The organism is Chloroflexus sp., from assembly GCF_034431535.1.
GTDB lineage: Bacteria > Chloroflexota > Chloroflexia > Chloroflexales > Chloroflexaceae > Chloroflexus.
The window spans coordinates 33,816-58,045 of the sequence record NZ_DAOUDC010000027.1; the positions used below are offsets into that span (position 1 = coordinate 33,816).

Below are 24,230 nucleotides of genomic sequence, written 5' to 3' on the forward strand. Positions count from 1 at the left end.
TTCTTTGCTGCCATGACGTGTTATAATCTTGCGGTAATGGGTCAAGTTACGTTATGCGAGTGAGGCTACCAATGCAGAACCTGTGGCACGATCTGGAGCCCGGCCCAGACGTTCCGAATGTGATTCACGTTGTGGTTGAAATTCCGAAGGGATCGCGCAACAAGTACGAGTTTGACAAGCGGATTGGTGCGTTCCGCCTCGACCGGGTGCTCTATTCGGCAGTGCAGTATCCCGGTGACTATGGCTTTATGCCGCAGACCTACTACGATGACGGCGACCCGCTCGATGTGCTGGTAATGACCAATCTGCCGACCTTCCCCGGTTGCATTGTCGAAGCGCGCCCGCTGGGCCTGTTCCGCATGCTCGATAAGGGCGAGCCGGATGATAAGGTGCTGGCAGTGTTGCAGTACGATCCCTTCTTCGCCGATTACCACAACTATACCGCCTTGCCGGCGCACTACTTGCGCGAAGTCGAGCACTTCTTTACCGTGTACAAAGACCTCGAAGGCTCACGGGTCGAGCCGGTCGGCTGGGAGTCGGCGGATGTCGCTCGCGAGCGGATCCAGTACTCGATCGATCGCTATTGGGACATGCGAGCCGGTCGTGTACTCAAGCGTGCCTGATTCGGACATCCATGACTTCACGCCGTTCTTTGTCACATCGCACAGCCTATTCGGCTGGCGGTGTCATTTACCGGATCGTCGCCGCGCAGGTCGAAGTGGCGCTGATTGCCACCGATCGCGGCGAGCGCTGGGGGCTGCCTAAAGGGCATGTCAACCGCGGTGAGACCGCTGAGGCCGCCGCCGTGCGTGAAGTTGCCGAAGAGACCGGTTTGGAAGGCGTGGTTGAGCGGCATCTGGCGACGATCGAGTATTGGTTTCGGTCGGGCACGGGCCGAGTGCATAAATACGTCGATCTCTTTCTGCTGCGCTACGAACGGGGTGAGGTGCGGCCACAAGCGGGAGAGGTTGATGATGCCCGTTGGTTTCCGCTTGACGAAGCGCTGCGCCGCGTCTCGTTCGAGCGCGAGCGTGATGTGCTGTTGCTGGCGCAGCAGGCATTGCAGCGCGCTGCCGATGAGCCAAAACCGTAAGCTGGGTCAGACAGCAGAGGGTCGCAGCCGTCAATAGCGCGATTCTCTGCGTCGTTTTTTTCGCGCAAGGGGCGCACAGGCTATGAACTATACCATTGAAGTGCTGGTTGATGAGGGGATCGAAGTTGATGCGACGGTAGTCGAACAAGCGGCACGCACGGCGCTGACCAACGAACACGCGCCTGCCGGGTGCGAGCTTGGCATTCGCATTACCACCGACGCCGAATTACACCGGCTCAACCGTGATTTTCGCGGGGTTGACGCGCCAACCGATGTCCTCTCCTTCGCCGATGATGGTGATCGGGGGCTGTTTGTGGTGGCACCCGATCAGCCGCGCTATCTCGGCGATATTGCGATCTCGTACCAGCGGGTGTTGGCGCAAGCGGCAGAGTATGGCCATAGTCCGGCCCGCGAATTGGCCTATCTGACCGTGCATGGCGTGTTGCACCTGCTTGGCTACGATCACGAGCGCGGCCCTGATGACGAGGCCGCCATGCGCGCTCGCGAAGAGGCGGTGATGGCGGCGTTGGGATTGCCGCGGTAAAGAGCGGCGGTAGGGACAAGCGTAGGGGCACCACTATACCCCTACCGCCGCCGCCGGCCAAACACTTGATCGATCCCGTAATCGATCACCAAATAGATCCCGATCGCCAAGATCAATAACCCCCACCACGGCATTTGTACCCAGATCACAATGTGCAGCCGCGACCAGATCAACCAAAAGACAAACACAATAATCAAGGTGCTGATCAGCGAACGGATTCGGCGCGGCATGTGTTACTCCCAGTCGTCGTCTTCGGGGGGCAGCGGCGGCGGCGGCGGGGTTGCCGCACCGGCCACGCGGATGTGTTCACAGATGGTTGCCCGATGGCCGAGCACCAGCACCCGGTGGCGGGTGGTGGCGCGCAAGACCGGTGCTGCATGAGCGCGGGCGCGGTCGAGCAGCTGCTGATCAGCGACGAGCGTTACCAGTCTCCCTCCCGGCTTGAGCACGCGGGCAATCTGGTACAGCACATCGCGGTACAGCTCTTCGAGGTCTTCGCCCTCACCGATCTGGGTGCCAAAAGGCAAATTCACCGCCACTTTGGTCACGCTCGCGTCAGGCAACGGCAATTTTGTCGTATTCCAGCGCCGCACTTCGATCTGGCCGCGCACGCTGCGCAAATTGGCCTGCATCGCTGTCACTGCCGCCGGGCTGATGTCGCCGCCGTACAGCGCGGCAAACGGCCCTGCTGCCGCTCGTTCGAGCAACAAGGTGCCAACGCCGGCCATCGGGTCGAGGAAGATGTCATCCTCTGCCGGATGAGTCAACATGACCATCGCTGCCGCTAAGGCTGGACGCAGCGAGGCTGGCAGGTGGGCAATCTTGCCGCGCAGGCGCAACGAGGCGTCAGAGAGCCGGATCGCGACGGTCAGTTCTTGTTCGAGCAACGTTGCCCACACTTCCAGATCGGCCTCTTCCTCGATGGGCTGCCAGCGTCCCGGCCAGCCATCGCGAATCGCGTCGGCGACGGCGCGGCCAAACTCGCGACGCTGAAAACTGTGCTTGCCGACGATGCGGGTCACGACGCGAAAGGTGCCGTTGCGTTTGCCGCCATTCAACCGCCGCCAAACGTCGAGCGCCGGTTTTACCGCCTCTTCGTTGCGGGTGGCGGCATGGATCTGGCGCAAGCCGCGATCATCGGGGGCAATTTTAAAGCCGCGAGCTGCAACGACGAAGACATCCTCAATCGTGCGCAATGCCAACAGCGGGCGCGGCGAACCTTGATGGTCGAGCAGGATGAGGTCGTTGCGTGCCGGCACGCTGCGGATGCCGACTTGACGCGGCACCGGTCGATCGGTGTCGGGCCGGATCTTTTGCTCGACTTCCCGCCACGTGAGCGCGGCAAGACCGGGTAGGGTTTGTAATAGGTAAAGCATACTGGTTTGAACTTCTGATTCGTATGAACTCGCTCTCGATTGCAGTGCAAGCCAATGGGAAGGTATTGCGCGTTTACTGCTCGCGCATGGTGTCAATATAACTGGTAATAATTTGATAGAGCGTCACCAGACTCGCAATTTCGACCCATTCTTCTGCCGAATGCAACCCTTGACCCACCGGGCCGAGGCAGATGGCGGGCACGCCGATATGCGAATAGTAGCGCGCATCGGTCGCGAAATGTTCGCGGTAGAAGCGTGGCGGCTGGCCGGTGTGGCGTTCGATCAGCTCGGCAATCTGGCCGACCTCGTGGTGTTCGGGGTCGGTGCGGAGACCGGCGCTAGCCATCACGCTCACGAATTCCGCTGTTGGGAATACTGCTTGCAAATCAGCCTGAATCGCCTCCGGCGTCGTATCGGCAGTCCAGCGAATATCAAACGTCACCAGCGCCTCAGCCGGTACCTGATTGTGCGAGCCGGCTCCCACCCGAATTTCAGTCGGCGTGACCGAGGTGCGCCAATCGTGCGGGCCGGTTGGCGGCGGATAGCGTTCGGTGATGGCGGTGATACCTTGGGTCAGGCGGTAGATCGGGTTATCGCCTTCCCATGGCCGCGAGCCGTGGGCGGCGCGACCGGGAATGCGCAACTGGGCCCACATGCCGCCTTTGTGTTCGAACAAGATGCCAAGATCAGTCGGTTCGAGACAGAGCATAAACTCACACCGCCAGCCTTCATCGCGCAGCCGTCCGGTGCCGTTGCGCCCGCCAATCTCTTCGTCAGTCACAAACTGAAAGCCGACGTCGGGCGGGTGAGGACGGGCGGCCAAATCGCGGATCAGCCGCATCATCACCGCTACGCTCCCCTTCATATCTTGGCCGCCGCGTCCATAGATCCGGCCATCGCGCACCTCTGGCGCGAACTGGTGCGGCTGGCCGACCACCACGTCCAAATGGCCGTTCAGCATCAGGCGCGGCGCGCGGGTTGGTCGAAGCGTAACCACCAGCGCCGGTTTGCCTTCGGCGCTGCTTTGTTCGAGATAAATGCCCGGCACATCGGCCAGATAAGTAGCGACATAATCAATCGCCGCCTGCAACTGATCAGGACGTCCGGCAATCGTTTCAAAACGGATCAGGTCGCACGTCAGGCGGGTGAGTTCTTCGGCAAGCTCGCGCATACGCTCAATCCTGATGATGAGGAGCGCGCAGACACCATGTACCCAAGCGTTGGGGCGTCTGCGCGCTAGTGCGTCTTGGTACTTTCCCTAGTGTACCACAGACCTAGAGCAGTACGGCGCTATTACGATGTTTTACCGGCAACAAATGTGTTCCCGCTCTCCGCTGGGGGATGGCCCTCCATTCTACTGGGGATGAGGTATGCCTCCCTCCTCCAGCGGGGGAAGGCTGGGGAGCGGGCGGTACCCCCGCGCGCCCATTGTGATTGCGCCCCAAGCGGAGCGCGGCGAAGCAATCTCCCACGATCGCGGAGTGAACCCGCTGAGGTGTCACTTGCGCTAAAGCGGGAGATTGCTTCGGGCGCTGTGCGCCCTCGCAATGACAGAAGGAACGCGGGCGATGGTTCCCCCTCACCCCCAGCCCCTCTCCCAGTGGTGTGGGAGAGGGGTGCTGCTCCGTTCCGCTGCAAGCAATGTCGTTGCCGCCAATCCGGCGGCTCTCCCTCTCCCGCCGTGAGGCGGGAGAGGGGGTTGGGGGGTGAGGGCGCAATGGCGCATCACAACGCCATCAACCATATCTACGCTCATACGTTCTGTCCGCCCTTGAAAGGGGGCTGTACACTCTCGCCTCTCACAATGCCCACGAAACGTATGGAGTACGGCAGTTTAACTGCCGCACTCCATATCCGCTTTACCCTGCGACCAACCGGCTGAAGGGCGGTAAGATATCAGGCACGATGTCCGCTACCGTCGCGTAGAGATGCGCTTTCCAACTGGGGTAGATATGGGGGCGGCGAGCGGCGATGCCGGTGAGGCTGGCCCGTACCACCGGCGGCGGTTGATCAACCAACCATCCCGGTACGCGCCGCTTTGGCCCGTCACCGTACTGGGGTGCGTCGAGAATGTCGGTTTGCGTGAAGAAGGGATAGACGGTACTAACACTGTACCCTTCGGCGGTGAGGCCGCTGGCAAAGCCGCGCAAACCGAATTTGGCCGCGCTGTAGACGCTAATGTTCGGGAGCGCGGCGCGGCCAAGGATCGACGAGATAAACACGATTTGACTGTGGGGCCGGTTGCGCAAGACGGGCAAGAGCGCCGCTGTCAGCCGGATCGGGGCGTGCAAGTTGATGCGGAGCAGCCGTTCGGCGGCTTCCGCCGGTATCGCGTTGAGTGGCCCGTACAGGCCGATGCCAGCGTTGTGAATGATCAGGTCAAGATCAGGCGCAACCTGCGTAACCTGCTGGGCTAAGCGATCGCAACTGGCCGGATCACTCAGATCGGCGGGCAACAGCGCGCAGATGCGTCCGGCCTTCTTGTTGGTTGGGCCATGCGCGGCAAATTCGGCGGCTGCGGTGAGACGTTGGCGGCTATGGCTGCTCAAAATGAGTTCAGCTCCGGCGACTAGCAATTGGCGGGCAAACTCGCGCCCCAACCCGCCGCCGGCGCCGGTCAGCAACACAACCCGCCGGGCAAATGCGCTCATACGGCTTCCTCGTCATCAGTCGCCAGCCCTTCAATCTCGGCGAGGCTCTGCTGGCACGCCATCTCAAGCCGGTTCAAACGGCGCTGGAATTGGTTGAGGGCGAAATTGCTGAACATTTCCACTTGCAAACCGAACGGCATCTCATCGTAGCTGGCAAAGATCTCGTCGATCACACCCATCGCATGCAAGAGCAGCTCGTTCATCCGTTCGACAATGTGATCCCAAATCCGCTGATCGGTTGCGATCAGGCGTGAAAGCAGATAGATGCCATAGGCGATGTGGCGCGACTCGTCTTGCTTGAGCAGGCGAATGCCCTCGCGCACGCCGGGCATGAGGTTGTGGGTGTCGAGAATGGTAAAGTAGCCGTGGTAGCCGGTCTCGGCCAGCACTCCTTCGACGATCATGTTGTAGGTCAGCGACGCTTCGGCGAGGTTGAAGGGCGAGGGGTCTTGCTCCAGCCGGTGCATCGCTGCCGGTAGCGCCTCGTAGATCAAGGCGCGGTAACTCGGTGTATGGTAGCGGCTGAGGTCGGGGTGAGCGCGCGCGACTTCACTGATAAAGCGGGCAAAGAAATCAGTATGCTTCGCCTCTTCAAACAGAAACGTCGTAAGGTACAACTCCTCTTCCAAGCGGCCATCGCGGGCGACAGCGCCGATCAGCGGCAGCAAATCGAGGGTGACGGCCTCTTCACCCGCTTGGAAGAGTGCGGTCAAGCGCAGCAACAGGTCGCGCTCTTCGTCGCGCAATTGTTCCCAGTCGTGGCGATCGCGGCTGAGATCGATCAGCGAGGGGTTCCAGATGCCGAACTGTTTGGCCTTCTCAAACAGGCGCATTGGCGGGCTATTGCGGCGCAAGCCGCGGCTGGTGGTGATGAAATCGGTGTGGGCCATCCCGTTCTCCTCTCATAGTAAGCGCCTAGGTGCGGCGGGATACAGCGCAAAGGCATATTGGCAGGTTTGGTCTTGATCGCCATTATACCGCTGCCTGCTCAGCCTGCTTTTTGCGTGTTGAGTTTACAGACTTGCGCTTGCTAACCTATCCAGCAGCGCTTCGCCAGCCCACAGCGCCACCTCTGGGATAGGCGCAGTAGCGAGCGCAGCCAGCGCCTGCAATACAGCGACGTTGGCTAACCCTGCGCAGTGCTGGTCGAGCGCCTTCACTGCGGCGTGAAGCACCTTGAGGGGTTGGTCGCCGGCCATGGCCAAATAGGCCAAGAACTGGATTACATCGTGATCGGCGTGCTGGCTCAGGGCGGTAATCGCGTGGCAACGGAGCGATTCGGCGGCGTTGGCATCGCTTGCCACCGCGCGAATGAGCGGATCGTCCGGCGCCACGTTCTTGAGATGCTGCAGCGCGAGTAACTTCAATACATCAGGGGCGTGCGGATCGATGAGCGGTTGCCGGAGCGTCGCGTGGTGCGGATCGGCAGCGGCGAGTAGGCTGAACGCTTGTGTTTGCAGGGCAGGGTATGGCGCGAGCAATGCTTCGACAAAGACCGGTATCGTTTCGTTGGCTGTGGTTGGGCTGAGGGCGGCGGCGGCGGCAAGGCGCACAGCGAGATCGGGGTGGCTCCGCATAACGCGGACTAAGATTGGCGTTGTGGTTTCGGCTTGGGCTGCGAGCGCGTTGACGGCGGCAAGCGCGCAAACCTGATCAGCGTCAAATGCCAGCCGGTGCAGCATGTTGGCTGGAATCGGGCGATCGCTGCGACTGAGCGCGCGCAGCGCCGCACTGCGGATGGGATCGGGTTGCATGGTAATACATTCGATGAGCTGTTCTACCGGTGCAGCGACTGCGGCATCGAGTGCCGCTGCGCGGATAGTTAGCGGCTCCTGTTCGTTGGTGGCGATGGCCATCAGCGCCGGCGTTGCAGCGGGGTCGGCGCTGTGGCCCAACGCTTGCAACGCTGCCAGCCGCACCGGTTCGGCGCTGTCTACGCTGGCAAGACGCAACAGCGTCTTGATCATCGGTGCGGAACATGGCGGCGCAAGGCGGTCAAGCGCGGCGCAGGCAAGTTCTACATCAGCGTTTTCCGCGAGGTGCAGCAACGTCGTTGATCCATCAGGCCGTCCGGCAATCGCTTGCAGCGCCGCGGCGCGCAAGGGGGCATCATGTTGGGCGCTACGCGCAATGGCGGTTAGGTCAATGGATGGATCGGCAGCCAACAGCTCACCGAGCGAGCGCGGCGCGCTGGTGTCGTGTAGAGCGACGCCGATCAAAGCGCTGATGGCTGGGGCTAGCGTAGGTTGATGGTGTCCGATCATCCTGATGGCGCGCGCTGCTGCACTAGCAATCCGTAACACGTGGCGGGCAATCAGGGCCGAAGGTCGGTCAATCGGGATGGTCACTGCGCTGGCTACGGTGTCGCTTGTCACCATCACATCGGCTAAGAGGGCGCGGGTGGCCGGCTCTTCAGCTTGCGATAGCCATTGATCAACTGGCCCGATCAGCGCCGGTAACGCGGAGATCCACGTTTCTAACAAGTGGACGCCATACCTCGGCGCGAGCAAGCGACCCAACGTGACCAATGCCTGCTTGCCGCCGTGTTGGCCAAGCGCCATGATGATGGTCGTGGTTAACGTGGCGTCAAGGTCGGGCTGATCGAGCGCAGCGATGAGGGTTGTGCGCGCGGCTAACGCTGATGGATGGTTGTGCGCAGCCAATGCGTCGAGCGTTTGGGCCACTGCCCGGCGCACCAGCGGCGGGTGTTGCTGGCCTAAGAATGGGCTGAGCAGCATGACGGCATGCGGGAAGTGAGCCAGTTGGCGAGCCGAAGCAGCGCGGATAAGCGCCGGTTCATCGACTGCGTGCAGCAAGCGGGTGAGCAGGTCAAAGCCCTGTGGCAAGCGATGCAGCCGGCTGATAGCGCGCAAGCGTAGATCAAGCGGCAAGCGGTTGCTCAATGCGAATCCGGCCAGCAGTGGATGGCCGGCAGGGGTGGCGGCCAGATCCGCAAGCGCTTCATCACGGGCTAGCCACGGATGGTTCGGTTGAATGACAAAGCGGGCTAGTTGGTCAAGATTGCCGGTGCGCAACCAGACCGCGCGGGCCGCTTGCCGCACCTCCGCGGTTTGATCAATGGCGGCCTGTTGCAATTCGTCGCGGGGCAACGCTGCCGGCGCAAGTGCGCGCAGGCTGGATGGCAGCGTTGTCTGCCGCAGCACATGGCGCGCAATGAGCTGTTGCCGCTCTTCACCGGCTGCACCGCTAAGGAGCAACCGCAGACCAAGATGCACTGCCGGATCGGCTAACTGATCGATGGTGCTGGCGCGACTCACAGCGAGGAGGCAACGACCGGCTTGGCTGATCAGATCGGCGTAGGCAGGCAAGGGCGGCGGCAGAATCTGTTGCCGGCAGAGCAGGTCGATCGCGTGCCAGCGCAGCGCTGGCGGGGCATCACTGGTGTCGAGCAGCGTCATCAGCAATGCGATGCCAGCCGTCGGCGCGAGCTGGCTCACGATCTGTTCCAATAATGGGTTGCGCTGATCTGGTTGGGTGCGGCTAATGTCGATGAGCATCACCGGCAATGCTGGCGCCAACATGTTCAATGCCTCACCGCCGTGCTGGCAGATCTCGTCGATCAGAGGCCGGCTCAATGCTGGATCGAGCCGTGGCCGTTCACGGAGGGAACGGGCCAGCAACAACAACCGCTCCGCCGGTGACAGCTCCGTTTCGTAGAGGCTGGTGATCAGAGGGCGTGGATCCGGCGCGGCGCCAAAGGCTAATGGCGCCACCAGTGCGCGCCGGTGCAGGCCAGCGTTGCGGAATGCAGCGGGATCGAGGCGCGGTTGGGCCGCGAGTTCGATCGCTTGTTGGTAGTGCTGATAGGCGGTGCGCCCAATCCGCCAGCCCTCCTGATCGGGAAGGGTAGCCAACAGCGGAGCTGCAAAAGTTACCGCTCGTTCGTACAGCGCAGCGCGCGAGACCGGCCAACCGCTGAGCGGCTGCGTCAGCGCCAACAACATCACTTCAGCCGGACGCTCGCGCAGCAAGATCAGCGGATCGCGCTCGAATAGCGGCAAGATGGCTTGTGGATCGCTGTGGGGAAAGAGGCACTGGATCCACGCGATCAACCGTTCGGCGGGCAACGGTGCGATGGCGTGATGGCGAAATCCCGGCCACAATTCGCCCGGCGGCAACGCAATGACCACCCGCGCTTGCGGCCAACGTTCGGCGAGGCCAGTCAAGAAACGTTGCCAGATCCCGCGCCGGGCAGGAGGTAAATCTTCCCAATCATCGATCAGCAGTAGACAAGGCAAATTGTGTTCGAGCGGATTCGGCGCCAGATTCAGCTTAGCCAACGCGCGCACCGTAATCACGCGTGGCGTCAAGCTCGGTGTGTCAAGCTCAGCGAGTAATAATCGCACGAGCGGTACGCTTGGCTGATCGGTGAGCCAACGCTGGGCAATCTGTGCGAGGACAAGGCTACGCCCGCTGGCCGGCGGCCCGATGATCGCGAGCTGGTTTGGCTCGGTGAAGAGAGCGGCGAGATCGATCCCGAAAGGCGCCGCCAATGCTGCCGGCAACAATTGCGTCAACGGTTCGCTCGTGAGCCAATGTTCGACGGCTGCACGCACATTACGTGGCATCCGGCGCGGTAAAAAGAATTCACGGAGCGCGCGCGGCACAAAATGGAGTTCAGGACGTTCGGCGCTCCGCTCGTGCATATCGTCATTCCCTGACAGTGACCCTCACCTTGGTTTGTTTAGAAAAAGCCGCGACCAGCGCTCTTCGACAGGCGGGGGTCAAGCTTGCCGGCGAAGGCTTGCAAGCTCTCGGCATCAAGCCGTTCCAGCGCTTCCAGTTCTTCTTCCGTGAGATCATAACCGGCGCAGGCTGCGCGGGCATCAGCGATCAGTTGGGCGCGAAACTCAGCATCAATGACGGCGCGACCAAGTACCTGCTCAACGGCTGACTGTGACATGTTACACCTCCCCTGCTTGTTCGGCCAGCCGGCGAAGTTCGCCGTTGGCGCCAATTGAGGTCAATTCATTTCGGGCCAATTCTAAATACGTATGAGCTGCTGGAAGGTTGCGTCGTTGCAGCGCATGACCGAAACGGGCGGCAGCGCAGGCGTGTTCAAAGCGACAGTTAATCGCCGCAAAGATTTCCATCGCGCGCGTAAAGTAGTTGCTCAATGGTTCATTGCGCTCAGCGGCAATCTCGCCGCTCAGACGCAACGCCACCGCATAATCGAACCGGCTGCCAATCTGTTCGGCGAGCGACGCGGCTTTCGCCGCGTGATCGGCAGCGGTTTGCAATAATCGCTCGCGTTCATCACTCTCAGCAGCTTGGCGGGCTTGGGTCAACAGCGCTTCCGACGCAGCGCAGAGGGCTTCGACCGTTAACTGCGGCACTTGTATCTGCTCGCCGATGTGGTAAGCCTGATTGGCGTAGGAGAGAGCAGTTGTGGGATCGCTGTTGGCGGTAGCTGCCAATGCTTCCAATGCTAACGTGTTTCCATATTGGTAGGTGCTGCCCTGTTCGGCATAGATCTGCAACGCCTGCTGATAGACCTGTAGCGCGCGCTGATAGTCGCCGCGTGCGTAGGCAATAATGCCGAGCATGTCATCGGCTTGGGCCATCCCTAGCTGATCACCCATCTCTTCACACAGCGCCAGCGCGTCGCGGCATGTGGCTTCGGCGGCGTCGTAGTTGGCCAGCCGGTAATGAGCGTAAGCCGCATTCAGTAACGCGCTAGAAAGGGCGTATTTCGCGCTGCCCTTGCGCGCCAGCTCTTCGGCGTGGGTATAGAGTTCGACCGCTGCCGCGTAGTTGCTCTGCAATTGCTCTAAGTAGCCGAGATTGTTGTAGGTGCGGGCGCAGCCGTAGATGTCATCAATCGCCTCTTGCACGCTTAACGCATTTAAAAAGTGGTAGCGAGCCAGATCGTAGCGTCCGCGCATGCCGTAGATCATACCCAGTTGCTGCTGGAGTTCCGCCTCGATCCGTTCATCCTCAATGCTACGTTGATCGTTGCGGATACGGGCTAAACCTGCTTCACACATTGCCAGCGCTTCGTCAAATGCTGACAGTCGGGTGAGGGTCTGGGCGAGATCGGCGGCAATCGCTGCCAGCAACAACGGCGGCGTGCGATTGATCGCGGCGCCGGCGATCGCTTCTGCACTGCGCAAACGTTCTAGCGCCTCTTGATAACGGCCTTGCTTTTCGAGCGCCGCTCCCCACGAGCGCAACGTCTCCGCTTGCACGACCGGCGGTAAACGATCGCCTCCCACCTCCAGCAAGCGTTGGTACGTACGCTGCGCTTCATCGTATTGGCCAATCGCCGCCAAGGTTTCGCCGAGCGCCTCCATCGCTTCCCACAGCCGCGGATCGTCGCCCCGTGCGCCGAGAATGTCAAGCGCCCAACGATAATAGGTGATCGCTTGCTCGTTGGCGTATTCGTCACGGGCCAAATGGCCGGCCAGCAACAGGTATTGGATGGCCCGTTCCGGGGCGTCGCTCAGCCGGTAGTGGTGCGCCAACAGGAAGATTGGGCTTGCAATGGCACGGACGGCGCGCGTCACCATTGGGCCGTTGCGCCCGATTTGCACATACTGTAACTGGCGTGCATTGTTCACATCGTGCCGGAGCTGGTTCAGCTCATTCGCATACCGTTGCTCAAGGTATTCGCCGATTCGCCGGTGCAGTTCACGTCGGCGAGCGAAGAGCATGCTCTGATAGGTGACTTCGTGCAGCAACGCATGGCGGAAGGTGTGAACCCGTTCTGGGGCTTCGCGTTCGAGCAGGGTCAGTTCTTGCGCATCGAGCTGGCTGACATGTTCGATCAGCCGGCGTGTGTCTTCGCCATAGACCGATTGCAGCACCAGCAGCGGAAAGCGCTGGCCGACTACGGCGGCCACCCGCAGCAGCGCCCGTGAACGCTCATCAAGCTGGTCAACGCGAGCGAGCAGCAAGCCGCTCAAGCTGTCGGGCAACTCGTCAAGCGCCGTGTTGCCGTGTTGCACGGCTCGCACCAGTTCTTCGATAAAGAGTGGATTGCCGGCGGCACGGGCGATGATCTGCGCTTGCACCTGCGGATCGATCCGGGATCCGGCGGGAATAGCGGCAATCAACGCTGCGCTATCGCTGGCCGGCAGTTCGCTCAGCGTGAGTACCTCGGCTTTGTCGGCGAGCGGGTCGTTATCCCACTGCAAGGTGTCGCGGTGTAAGCCGAGCAAAAAGATCGGCGCTTGCGCTGCCGCACTTGCAATATACCGCCAGAGATCAAGCGAGATCCGGTCGGCCCATTGCAAATTGTCAAACACGAGGATCAGGCCGTATCCGGCAGCCATAGCGAGAATGATGGAACGGATGATCTCAAACCGGCGTTCCTGCCGTTGTTTCGGATCAAGCGCGCGCGTTAACGGGTTGTCGTCAATATTCAGCTTGACCAAATCGGCCACAATTGGCGTCCAATCGTCGGCAATCGCAGCAGCCGAGAGGGCCTGTCGCAACTGGGCGGCCCGCGTTGCTTGATCAGCGCCGGCAGGGATCGCGCAGAGCGCCTGCATCGCGTCGCTCCACGGCGCGTATGGCGTGCTTTGCTGGTATGCCAAGCAACGTACCGTCACAATCTTGGCCGTGCGAGGCACACTCGCAACCAGCAGCTCGGCGGCGAGCCGCGTTTTGCCGATGCCCGCTTCACCGCTGATGCGCACGACCCGGCCATAACCGGCCAACGCTAGTTCTAGCCGCTCGCGCAGCCACGCCAGTTCGTGTCGCCGGCCAACCAGCTCGTGGTGGAAGGTAGGCGTTGGCGCTTCACGTTCGCCGATCAACCGCAAGAGTTCGAGCGGTTCGCGTTTGCCGCGCACGCTGACCGAACGTGAGTCGGCAAAGACCATCGTGGCGCCGATACTGACCGCAAACGGGGTTGTTGCCCGGATTTCACCCCAATCGCTATGCACCATCACTCGCGCCGCGACATTCACCGCGTCACCCATCACGGTGTACTCTTTGCGCTCAACATCGCCAACATTACCGGCAAAAACGGTGCCGCTGTTCAAGCCAATCCGCAGGCGCAAGCGATCGAGTGCGATGCCGGCTGGTTGGGTGGTGGTTAGAGTATGGAATGCGCGCTGGAGGTTAAGTGCAGCCTGCGCCGCGCGTTCTTGATGATCTTCTTGCGCGACCGGCGCGCCAAAGATGACCAGCAGCTTGCTGCCTTCGGTTGCTAAGTCGATCTTATTGACATAGCCGCCGTAATGCTCGATTGCCGTGAAACAGACCTGCCAAACGGCGTCGATGACCTGCGCCGTGGTGGCAGGTGGCAACGATTCGACCAGCGGTGCTAACCCTTCAATCTGCGCAAACAAGATTGAAACTGGGCGCAGATCGGCTTCCAATTGGGGCCGCCGTGGTTCCGCCATGATCCGGTCAACCAAAATCGGTGGTAAGTATGGGCTGAGCCGTTCCAACGTCCAAATCAAATGAAGGGCGGTCTCACGGCTTGGCGGCGGCGGATCGGTATGAGAAGGCAGTGGCGTGTGAGGCGTATCGCCGCTAATTGCATGTAACTTCGCATAACCATCAATAAGTACTTCACCTCGTGCGCGCCCCTCAATCATCGCCCATGCCTGTGGGCCGAGCACAATCTCGCCGCGTCCACCCAATTCCTCAGCGCGGGCAACTCGCTCAACGCAGGCTCCCATCACGCTGTAGCGCAGCGACTCAGATCGCCCGGCACTGACGAGCGCCACCCGGCCACTCTCGACCCCGATGTGCATGGTGAGCGGAAACGAGCCGATCCCCGGTACTTCCCGCACGAAGCCGGCCTGCGCGGCCAGCATATCGCGGGCCACTACTGTGGCTACGTAGGCGTGATCGGGGCCGGTAAAGAGCACGAGCAGCGCATCGCCGCCAAACGTGATCAAATCGCCGCCGGCCTGTTGGATGCGGCGAATCAAGGCCCCGAAGTAGGTGTTGAGCGTATCGGTGACAATCTCGGCCCCTTCGCGGCCAAGGCTGCTCAGCCGTTCGGCCAAGGCGGTGGAACCGCTTACATCGGCGAAGAGTAGCGAGCTGTCAACCCATTCCACCCACGGCTGGTCATCAGTCGTGGCTAACCGGTACGCGACCAACCGGCGCGGGAGGTAGGTTGTTAGAGCGTATTGGGCATTGGCAAGGTGGGCGCAAGCGGCATACAGTTCGTGTGGCCGCATTTCGCCGCCGAGCAGCGCTTGTGCCTGCGCGGCGTCGAGGTAGCGGGCAATGCGGTTGCGATCGATCTGGATGAAGCGATGCTCAGACATCGTCAGGCCGATCCTGTGTATGGATAGCTTGGTTGGCAAGCGATCATCACTGCGTATCGACTTCATTATAGCAGAGGCAAGCCGGGATCGACAGCCCAATTGTTGGGCTTCGGTAGGACGCCGGTGCGCATCAATACACAAACTCTTCGATGTGGTAGATCACCACTTTTGCTCCGGGGCCGGTTACGGTGCGCGTGCCGTGTTTCAGTTCTTCGAGTTGGCGGTTGATGGCGGTTGATGGCAACGGGGAGCTGCCATAGGCCTGTAGTTGGGCAAAGTACGTGCTATCAGCCGAGACGATCAGGGGCGAAAGATAGACGATATCATCAGGGCCGAGTGGCATTGCTGCTAGCGCCGCCAGCGAATGCTGCACATGCTCAGCGGCAAAGCGTTCGCCGCCGGCCCCGACCAACAAAATCACGCCAACCGCGATCCCGGCGGCTTTGATCGTGCGCACCGCGTCGATCGCTTCTGCTGGCGATCCGGGTTTGTTCAACAGGCGAAAGACCGTTTCATCACCGCTCTCGATCCCAAGGTAGATTCGGCGCACGCCGGCGGCGGCCAGTTCACGGTATTCGGCCAACGTTTTGCGCTCCGCGCCAAAAATGTCGAGAAAGGCGTAAATGCCTTTGAAATCAGCATCAGGGCCGATGAGAAATTCTTCATGCACGACCTGCAACAGCTCGCGCAGGCGCGGCTGCGGGATGATTAACGCATTGGCATCACCGAGAAAGATTGCCATCCGCAACCCCAAGCCGGCCCCGACAAACTCCTTCACCCGTTGAATATGTTCGCGAAACGAGGCCGGTGAATGGATGCGAAAGGGGCGGTCGCGGTAAAACGTGCAAAAGTGGCAGCGGTTCCAGCTACACCCCTCAGTCGCTTGCAATACCAGCGCGCGATACTGATCCGGCGGCAAGATGCTGATCGGCTTGTAGACAGTGCGAAACCGCTCGCGCTCAGCTTCGAGCCGCTCAACATCCCAGCGCCGGATCCGTTCAAACCAGTCACGCGCTGCCGGTGAGGCTGTTGCTTCAATCTGCTCGATCATCCGCCGGGCCTTGGTCAGCAGCTCGGCCAATACTGCGCGCCGCTCGGTGTCGTCGAGCTTGCGCCGTTCTTTCTGGCCGGGGGCGAGCGCTCGTTTGCACAAGACCTCGCCGCTGAGACCGCGCACGTAGTTGGCGCCGTGGCGAAACGCCACGATCGGGCGGCCCTCGCCATCGAACGAGATGATCGTGCGCATGTTCTCGGCGATAGTGAGGTGATGGCGTTGTAAGTTGAGGGTGATGCCTGTTGTCATCATCGAGCGCGACCATCGCGGCTATTCCGGCAGCAACGTATCCCACCACAGCCGGCCTTGCCGCCGTTGCATCAGATCGACGTGAATATGCTTCACTTCAGTATACTCATCGAGACCGTACTGGCCCATTTCGCGGCCAAACCCGCTCTGGCGATAACCGCCGAACGGCGCGCGCGGGTTAAGCACGTGGTGCTCGTTGATCCAGACGGTGCCGGCTCGGATACGTTGGGCGACGTACAGCGCTTGTTGCAGATCACGTGACCACACCGAGGCAGCAAGACCGTAGATGCTATCGTTCGCGATCCGGATCGCCTCGCCGATCTCGTCGTAGGCGAGCACGGCTAGCACCGGCCCAAAAATCTCTTCGCGGGCAATGCGCATCTCTGGCCGCACACCGGTGAAGATGGTCGGTTCGACATAATGGCCATTGGCAAACGCTTCGCCCAACGGCCTGCCGCCGCCGATCGCGACCGTCGCCCCCTCTTCGCGGCCAATCGCGATGTAGCGCTCAACCTTCTCGCGTTGCCGTTCGTTGATCAGCGGGCCAAGGTCGGTCTCCAAGTCCATCGGATCGCCAATCTTCATCCCGCGCACCCGCCCGACCAGCCGTTCGACCACGGTGTCGTGCAGGCTGCGCGGCAAAAGGAGGCGCGAACCGGCTTCGCACAGTTGGCCAGAATGGTAAAACGCGCCCCACAACACGCCATCGACCACTAGATCAAGATCGGCGTCGGGTAACACGATCATCGCATTCTTGCCGCCCAGTTCGAGCGTCACCCGTTTGATCTGCGGCGCTGCCAGCGCCATAATCTTGCGCCCAACTTCGGTGCTGCCGGTGAAGGCGACCTTATCAACCGCCGGATGGGCCGCCAAATATTCGCCGACCTCGCCGCCGGGGCCGAGCACGAGATTGATCACCCCCTTCGGCAGTAGGTTCAGTTCGTGAATGGTCTGGAAAATCGCAATCGTGCTGAGCGGGGCCAGTGACGAGGGCTTAAAGACGACCGTATTGCCGGTGGCTAGCGCTGGGCCGAGCTTCCACGCCGCCATGCAAAAGGCATAGTTCCACGGAATAATCTGCGCGCAGACACCGATCGGTTCGCGCCAGACAAAATTCCACGACACCGAGGGCAGATCAGTCCACGGTAGCGGCTCATACGGGTGCTTGCGCGCCATTTCGGCGCAACCACGCAAAATTTCAAGGCCGAGGGTAATGTCATTATACGTCGTTTTGCGCAGCGGCACGCCGGCATCGCGAGATTCGATCTCGGCTAGCTCAAAATTGCGCGCTTCGAGCGCATCGGCAATCGCATGTAAAATCTCGGCCCGGCGCGCCGGACTGGTATGCGGCCATGGCCCCTGATCAAACGCGGTGCGGGCGGCGGCAATCGCCCGATCCACATCGGCATGGGTCGCGCTGGCGCAAGTGGCCAGCGGCTGGTCATTCGCCGGATCAAAGACGGTAAATGTCTGATCGTTGCTCGCCGGCTGCCAGTCGCCGTCGATGTACAGGTCATAGTGGGGCAACCCTTCCGGGGAGTGTTCGTGCCTCATTGCAAGACTCCTTTATCTGGCGGGGGTGAAAAAAGATGCCGCTGTGCGTCATAGTGTAACACGCCGCGTCATAAAACTCAAGTAGGGCGAGACCAACGTCTGCTATGCGAGCGTGCGCGCCGCCGCCCCCAACTGCACCCCGGTTGTTCATGCGCGCCGCCGCAGGCGGTGAAGCAATCTCCTCCGAGGACGGATGCTGCCGGCTCAGACATACTTGCCGCCAAAGGGAGAGATTGCTTCGGGCGGGCGACACCCCGTTGCACTGGGTGCCGCCGCGCCCTCGCAATGACATCGTGGCACGTGAACCTGAACCATACGCCGGTGGCGCGCATTCATTCGCGGCGTTGCGCGTTGATCAGCAATGCTGCCCGGCGCTTATCGTCGATGAATGCTGCCGCAAGCGCGTTGGCCTGCACGGTGCGTAATTCGGCGGCGCTCAGGCCGAGCCGGTCACGGGCCACCCGATATTCGTGGGGCAAATCGATCGCGCTAATGCCGGGATCGTCGCTGTTGAGGGTGACGCACAGGCCGGCGCTCAATAATTGCGGTAACGGGTGCGTATCGTACCCGCTGACGGTCTGGGTTTGCACATTACTGGTCGGGCACACTTCAAGCGGAATTTCGCGCTCGGCCAGTAGCTGTATCACTGCCGGATCCTCGATCGCGCGCACGCCGTGTCCGATCCGTTCCGCTCCTAGCTCTTCAATCGCTTGCCGCACACTCCATGCCCCGGCTGCTTCGCCGGCATGCACCGTGATCCGCAGACTGGCGGCGCGGGCCCGGGCAAAATGCTTGACAAAGCGCGTGCCGGGAAAGTTGGCCTCGTCGCCGGCCAGATCGACTCCGACCACGCCTTCACCCATCAGTGTAATGGCCGCTTCGAGTTCGCGCCAGCAGCTCTCTTCACCCATGTGGCGCGACATAATGCCAATAATCTGCGCTTGTACCGGGTGCCGTTTCATACCGGCTTGCACCCCGCGACAGACTGCGGCCAAGACGCGGGTCGGGTCGAGGCCGTACCGCTCACCCATAAATGCCGGTGAGCAGCGCAGCTCGATGTAGTCAATGCCTTCGCGGGCGGCATCTTCGACATTCTCTTCCGCAATGCGGGCAACAGCGTCTTCGTCAACGCAGATCAGCTTGAGCAACTCAAAGCGGGCGATAAAATCCATCACCGAGGCGGCAACGCCTTGGATTTGCGCATACGGACGCAACCTTTCGACCGTATCTGCCGGCGGGCGAATGCCATAGGTGCGGGCTAGATCAAGGATCGTCGTCAGCCGGACATTGCCATCGAGATGGCGGTGCAGGTCGATCAGCGGCAGATCGCGGGCGATCGGTGCTGGGCCGGCAGCAGGTTCGGCAAGCGGATTCATAATTCTCGAGCGGTAGCAATAATGTCGCTCAACACGCCGGCTGCTGTTACTTCGACGCCAGCTCCCGGCCCGCGCACGACCAATGGCCGGTCGTGATAGCGGTGGGTAGTAAAGCTGATCAGATTATCAGGGCCGCGCAAGCTGGCCAACGGATGGCTGGCGGCGACTTCGCGCAACCCAACTTCGACGCTCTCTGGCGTGATGCGCGTGATGTACCGCAAGACGTTGCCGTTGGCACGGGCCGCAGCCAAGCGGTTCATCACCTCCTCTTCCGCCTCGCTGAGTCGTTGGAGGAACTCGGCGACACTCACTTCAGCCAGATGGGGCGGGAAGAGCGGTTCGGCGATCACTGCCTCAGCCGGCAGATGCTTCCCGCAGGTGCGGGCCAGAATCAACGCTTTGCGCGCCACATCAGCGCCGCTCAGGTCATCGCGTGGATCCGGCTCGGTATAGCCCAAGCGGTACGCCATGTGCACCGCGTCGGCGAAGCTGCTCCCCGTTTCCAGCTCGCTCATCAGAAAACCGAGCGTGCCGCTCAGCGCCGCCTCAATGCATACCACTTCATCGCCACTATCGAGCAGGCTTTGCAACATGCTGATCACCGGTAACCCGGCGCCAACGGTTGCTTCGTAGCGGGTTGCACCCCGTTCGGTCAAGGCCGCAAAGAGATCGTGCCCTTCGCACAGTGGCCGTTTGTTCGCCAACACCACCCGATGTCCAGCCGAGATGGCCGCTGCCAATGGCGCGGCATGGCCGCTCGCCGCTGTCACGTCCACGACAACCGCCATCGCTGCGGGGAGCATCTCGATCCAGTGCCGGTCAATAGTGGCGCCGGCAAGGTTATCAATTCCGCCGCCGGCCTCTTTCACGGCGAGGATGTGACGCACCTGTGCTTCAGTCAAGGCCGGATCGCCGGCCATTGCGCCGCGACTGTCTACCACAGCCACATATCGTAAATCAATTCCGTACCGGCGGCGAATGGCAGGCGCTACAGCGAGAATCTGGCGGGCTAGCGCGCGTCCTACGCCGCCGAGACCGAGTTGGATGATGGGTGTCATAGTTGCCCCTCTGCACTGCCTGTATGTGTTCGCCTATTCTACCATAGGCTTTGGTTTGCACGTCACGGATCTCTTGCCGGCTTCTCCCCTCATTTGACGCTCGGCCTGCTCCACCGTACAATACTATTCTGAAACTAATGATTTGTCACCTTTCGAGGCTACTATGCAATGTGAAGTTCAGAGCGGCAGCCTACTCGACGCCGCAGCCGATCTTGCCGTTTTGCTGCACACCGAAGACGAGCCACTCCCCACGCCGGTCACTGACCTATGCGAGGCGGGTGATGCGACGGGGCGCTGGAATCAGCAGACGCTGCTCTATCCGCGCGGCACGCTGCCGGCCCGCCGGTTGTTGCTCATCGGTATAGGCAAGCGCTCGGCCATAACGGCTGATACTGTCCGCCAAGCAGCGGCGCTGGCGGCGCAGCGCGCGCAAGAGCTGAAGGTTACGACCTACCACCTCGGCTACAATGGCAATCTACCGTTGGCGCCTGCGGTGTTCGGCCAAGCGTTTGCCGAAGGGAGTGTGCTCGGCTCGTACCGCTATGTTCGCTACAAGAGTGATCGCGAAGAGCCGCCGTCATTGAACGCTATCTTGCAGGCCGGCGCTGATGCTGAAGTTGCCGCCGCCGGTGTCCAGCGCGGTCATATCATTGCCCGCGCTACCGCGTTTGCCCGCGATCTCGCCAATGGCCCCGGCAACGAAGTTACGCCGGCCTTCCTCGGCCAGACCGCGCTTGAGATGGGTGAACGCCTTGGCCTCAAGGTAATGGTGCTTGATAAGCCGCAGCTTATCGAACAAGGTTTTGGCGGTATTCTCGCCGTCGGCCAAGGTTCGGCCAACGAGCCGCGCTTTATCGTGATGGAGCACGGCGCTGCCGGGAATGGCCCCACCATCTGTCTGGTCGGGAAAGGCATTACCTTCGACACCGGCGGTATCAGCATCAAACCCGCCGAGAAGATGGATGAAATGAAGATGGATATGAGCGGCGCCGCCGCAGTCTTTGGCGCGATGCAAGCTGTGGCTGAGTTGCAAGTGCCGCTCCACGTGGTCGGGATTGTCTGCGCCGCCGAAAATATGCCGAGCGGCGCCGCGTATCGGCCCGGCGATATTATCCGCACCCTGAGCGGCAAGACGGTCGAGGTGCTCAATACCGACGCCGAGGGCCGGATCGTGCTTGCCGACGGTCTCTACTATGCGCAGCGCTACCAGCCTGCCGCGATTGTTGATCTAGCTACTCTGACTGGCGCCATCATGGTTGCGCTCGGCCCGCATGCGGCTGGTTTAATGGGGAACAACCAAGAGCTGGCCAACCGCCTTATCGCTGCCGGCGAAGCCACTGCCGAACGGGTCTGGCAGTTGCCGCTGTGGGAAGAGTACCGCGATGCGATGAAGAGCGAGATTGCCGATCTGAAGAATACCGGTGGTCGCTATGGCGGGGCAATTACCGCTGCCGTCTTCCTTGCCGCCTTTGTCGGTGATTATCCGTGGGCGCACCTCGATATTGCCGGCACGGCATGGGTGGAAAAGCCGGTCCGCACGTATCAATCGCGTGGTGCCACCGGTATTGGCGTGCGGCTGCTGGTTGAGTGGTTACAAGGCTATGTTGGGGCGCAAGGGTAGCGTTCGATATGAGGGTGGGTGAATATTGTCACCCACCCCAACCCTTCTCCAGACAGGAATCCCCCTTTCTATCTCCCTTCCTCCAGCGGGAGAGGGGGTGGGGATAACCTTCCCCCAGCGGGGGTGGGTCCAGCACTTCTCATTGCTTCCCCTCCATTGCCCATTCCCTCCTCTCTATCTCCCCCCTCATCGCCGGCAAGCTCGCCGCGCGGCGCCGACCAGATTGGCAAGGTAAACGAGAAGCTACTTCCCTTTCCTACCGCGCTCTGCACCCAAATCCGGCCTCCGTGCAACTCGACCAGCAGGCGTGTAATGTACAATCCTAGCCCAACACCGCTCTTCTGGCGCGTATTGCTGTTATCAACCCGCTGAAACCGCTCGAACAGCCTTGCCTGATCTTCTGGCGCAATCCCAATCCCCTGATCGCGCACCACAATCAACATCCACTGGCCGGGCGGATGGTTAGCCGGCAAATCGCTCGCTTCCGCGTAACGCACCGTCAATTGAATTTCAGTGCCTTCCGGACTGTACTTGATGGCATTGCTCAGCAAGTTGAAGATAATTTGCTTCACCTTGTCGCGGTCGGCGAATACCGGCGGCAACGGGGGGCGCATATCGATCAGGAGCTTGTGCTGCACGAGTTGGGTGTGAAGCTGCAGGGTCAACTCCTCGATAATGTTGCCCAGCCGAACCGCCCACCGGTTCAGCTTCACCACCCCGGCCTCCAGCCGCGAAACATCGAGCAGATCCTTCACCAACTTGTGCAGCCGCTCGGCTTCGTTCGAGACCGTGGTCAAAAACTCGCGCTGGCTGGTTTCATCGAGATCTTGCCGGTTCAATAAAATTTCGGTGTAACCAAGGATCGATGTCAGCGGCGTGCGCAACTCATGCGACACAATCCCGATAAATTCATCCTTCAGCCGGTCTGACTCGCGTTCGCGGGTGCGATCGCTCACCACCCACAACCGTCCCGTCAATTGCTGCTGGCTGTCACGGGTCGGCACCGAAAGCACGTGCAACGCTTGGTAGGGCTGGCGGAGTTGCAGACTCGTCTCAAAGACTTGATCGGGCGCGCGCTGACCAAGATCGCAGAACTCGCTCAAGCGAAACGGGTCGGCTAGCCGGGCTAGCAAATGCTCAACCAAATCAATCCCGACGAAAAATGAAGGCCGTTGCGATTGCTCCGCCAAGCGCCAGACTTGATACCACGCGGGGTTGGCGCGAATGACACGACCGTTCAGGTCGATCAGTGCCAATCCGATGGGCAAGCTGCTAAACACTTGACCGAGATGGTATGACGTTTCATACGCAACTTGGTACGCCGCAGCGCGGGCCAGCGGTCTCCCAGCCCGCTCGCGGAGCGCATCAATAAACGCGAGCACCTCTTCGTTGAAGGTATTGGCCCGCCGGCTGTGCAGGATCAAGACCGCCAACACCCGATCATCCGCAATAATCGGCGCTGCCAGCTCAGCTAGGAATGGCATGCCGGGCGGCAGGCCCGGCTCGCGTCCGGCATCGCGCACCAAGAGCGGGCGCTGCGTTTTGACCGCCTGTCCGGCCAGCCCGATATCCCAGTTCCAGCGCTGGCGCGGCATAGCCGGTAGTGCGGCGCCAGTGCGTTCGGCTTCATATCCTTCGTAGAGATGCAGCACAAGTTCATGCCGTTCGGAATCGACCAGCGTGATCGCACCGGCTTCTGCACTGCTGCCTTCTAATGCCCGCCGTAAGATGATCCCCAACAACTCGTGCAAGTCGAGCGTGCGGTCAAGCTGTTCATTCAGCGCAATGATTTTCTGGCGCAGCGAGGGAGCGAGCGTCAGGCCGAGCGGCGTCTCGCCGGCAACGCGCGGCGCGGGCAGGCGTGGCAACCGTGCTCCTTCTTGGGCAATAGCCGCTGCTAGTTGCGGCTTGATCGATTCGATCACTTCGCTGATCCGCCCGTCTAGCCGGCGCTGATCATCGCTGCGTAGTTCAAGAATGCCCCAGAGCCGCCCACCCCAAAAGATTGGCGCCCCTAGATACCCTGCCGAGATCACTGGCAAACTTTCAGTTTGGCGACCGTTACCCAGCGCAATCGTCTTGGTAACGGTTTTGCCGCCGAGCGCCACGGCCCGCGTTAGGCTGTCGTCCCAAGGGTAGGCCCATGACTCTGGCGAGTAGATTTGCTGGCGGGTTGCCCCCGGCCGTGCCGATTGCAGCCAACACGTCAGCCGTCCGTCACGGTAACGGGTGGCGAGGCGCAACAGTCCAAAGAGATGGTGAATACGCTGCACCAGCGGCTGCTCTTCCTGCAAGATGCGGGAGGCAGCCGCAACCACGATCAGCATACTCGTTGTCGGATCATCTGTTTCGTGTGTCATTGTTGTTCATTGTAGTCAACCCCGAGTGGCTGTCAATGAT

Annotated in this window: 17 protein-coding genes; 4 read left to right on the forward strand and 13 right to left on the reverse strand. The window is 61.1% G+C overall.

The window, feature by feature from the left end; genetic code table 11:
* Nucleotides 1-71 precede the first annotated feature (71 nt).
* The 3 genes from U9R61_RS06840 to ybeY all read left to right on the forward strand — a co-directional run bounded on the left by U9R61_RS06840 (nucleotide 72) and on the right by ybeY (nucleotide 1,637).
* Nucleotides 72-623 carry an inorganic diphosphatase gene (locus U9R61_RS06840; RefSeq protein ID WP_012259161.1) on the forward strand — a complete coding sequence of 184 codons (552 nt, stop codon included), beginning with the start codon at nucleotides 72-74 and terminating at the stop codon, nucleotides 621-623.
* An 11-nt stretch (nucleotides 624-634) separates the two neighbouring features.
* A complete protein-coding gene (locus U9R61_RS06845) occupies nucleotides 635-1,093 on the forward strand; it encodes an NUDIX hydrolase (protein WP_322488067.1) in 459 nt (152 codons plus the stop codon).
* 82 nt (nucleotides 1,094-1,175) lie between these two features.
* Nucleotides 1,176-1,637, forward strand: a complete 462-nt coding sequence (ybeY, locus tag U9R61_RS06850) for an rRNA maturation RNase YbeY (protein WP_322488068.1) — start codon at nucleotides 1,176-1,178, stop codon at nucleotides 1,635-1,637.
* 41 nt (nucleotides 1,638-1,678) lie between these two features.
* On the opposite strand, the gene U9R61_RS06855 is transcribed toward ybeY, so the two are convergent.
* From U9R61_RS06855 to U9R61_RS06910, 12 genes are all read right to left on the reverse strand, one after another.
* Nucleotides 1,679-1,867, reverse strand: a complete 189-nt coding sequence (locus U9R61_RS06855; RefSeq protein WP_322488069.1) for a hypothetical protein — start codon at nucleotides 1,865-1,867, stop codon at nucleotides 1,679-1,681.
* A 3-nt stretch (nucleotides 1,868-1,870) separates the two neighbouring features.
* Nucleotides 1,871-3,013, reverse strand: coding sequence for a THUMP domain-containing class I SAM-dependent methyltransferase (locus U9R61_RS06860; RefSeq protein ID WP_322488070.1), 1,143 nt, complete (start codon nucleotides 3,011-3,013; stop codon nucleotides 1,871-1,873).
* Between the two features lie 73 nt (nucleotides 3,014-3,086).
* Complete coding sequence (locus U9R61_RS06865; protein ID WP_322488071.1) at nucleotides 3,087-4,184, reverse strand: M20 family metallopeptidase; 1,098 nt, start codon at nucleotides 4,182-4,184, stop codon at nucleotides 3,087-3,089.
* 688 nt (nucleotides 4,185-4,872) lie between these two features.
* Nucleotides 4,873-5,664 carry an SDR family NAD(P)-dependent oxidoreductase gene (locus U9R61_RS06870; protein ID WP_322488072.1) on the reverse strand — a complete coding sequence of 264 codons (792 nt, stop codon included), beginning with the start codon at nucleotides 5,662-5,664 and terminating at the stop codon, nucleotides 4,873-4,875.
* Nucleotides 5,661-6,554 carry a R2-like ligand-binding oxidase gene (locus U9R61_RS06875; RefSeq protein ID WP_322488073.1) on the reverse strand — a complete coding sequence of 298 codons (894 nt, stop codon included), beginning with the start codon at nucleotides 6,552-6,554 and terminating at the stop codon, nucleotides 5,661-5,663. Before U9R61_RS06875 ends, U9R61_RS06870 begins: the two co-directional genes overlap by 4 nt.
* Nucleotides 6,555-6,677: 123 nt before the next feature.
* Entirely contained in the window at nucleotides 6,678-10,331 is a 3,654-nt protein-coding gene (locus U9R61_RS06880) for a HEAT repeat domain-containing protein (RefSeq protein WP_322488074.1), read from the reverse strand.
* 38 nt (nucleotides 10,332-10,369) lie between these two features.
* Nucleotides 10,370-10,588 (reverse strand): Franean1_4349 family RiPP, encoded by a 219-nt coding sequence (locus tag U9R61_RS06885; RefSeq protein WP_322488075.1) that lies wholly within the window; start codon nucleotides 10,586-10,588, stop codon nucleotides 10,370-10,372.
* Nucleotide 10,589: 1 nt separating this feature from the next.
* Nucleotides 10,590-14,918 carry an adenylate/guanylate cyclase domain-containing protein gene (locus tag U9R61_RS06890; protein ID WP_322488076.1) on the reverse strand — a complete coding sequence of 1,443 codons (4,329 nt, stop codon included), beginning with the start codon at nucleotides 14,916-14,918 and terminating at the stop codon, nucleotides 10,590-10,592.
* A 130-nt stretch (nucleotides 14,919-15,048) separates the two neighbouring features.
* A complete protein-coding gene (locus tag U9R61_RS06895; RefSeq protein WP_322488077.1) occupies nucleotides 15,049-16,224 on the reverse strand; it encodes a radical SAM protein in 1,176 nt (391 codons plus the stop codon).
* Nucleotides 16,225-16,242: 18 nt separating this feature from the next.
* On the reverse strand, nucleotides 16,243-17,775 hold the full coding sequence (locus tag U9R61_RS06900; protein WP_322488078.1) for an aldehyde dehydrogenase family protein: 1,533 nt from the start codon (nucleotides 17,773-17,775) through the stop codon (nucleotides 16,243-16,245).
* A 332-nt stretch (nucleotides 17,776-18,107) separates the two neighbouring features.
* The gene (add, locus tag U9R61_RS06905) at nucleotides 18,108-19,151 is read right to left on the reverse strand and encodes an adenosine deaminase (RefSeq protein ID WP_322488079.1); all 1,044 of its coding nucleotides are present in this window, start codon (nucleotides 19,149-19,151) and stop codon (nucleotides 18,108-18,110) included.
* The gene (locus tag U9R61_RS06910) at nucleotides 19,148-20,209 is read right to left on the reverse strand and encodes a homoserine dehydrogenase (protein WP_322488080.1); all 1,062 of its coding nucleotides are present in this window, start codon (nucleotides 20,207-20,209) and stop codon (nucleotides 19,148-19,150) included. The genes add and U9R61_RS06910 overlap by 4 nt, the downstream gene beginning before the upstream one ends.
* Before the next feature lie 163 nt (nucleotides 20,210-20,372).
* On the opposite strand from U9R61_RS06910, the gene U9R61_RS06915 reads away from it, so the two are divergent.
* Nucleotides 20,373-21,830 carry a leucyl aminopeptidase gene (locus U9R61_RS06915; protein ID WP_322488081.1) on the forward strand — a complete coding sequence of 486 codons (1,458 nt, stop codon included), beginning with the start codon at nucleotides 20,373-20,375 and terminating at the stop codon, nucleotides 21,828-21,830.
* 68 nt (nucleotides 21,831-21,898) lie between these two features.
* Here U9R61_RS06915 and U9R61_RS06920 read toward each other — a convergent pair whose 3' ends face one another.
* Nucleotides 21,899-24,190, reverse strand: coding sequence for an ATP-binding protein (locus U9R61_RS06920; RefSeq protein ID WP_322488082.1), 2,292 nt, complete (start codon nucleotides 24,188-24,190; stop codon nucleotides 21,899-21,901).
* Nucleotides 24,191-24,230: the final 40 nt, after the last annotated feature.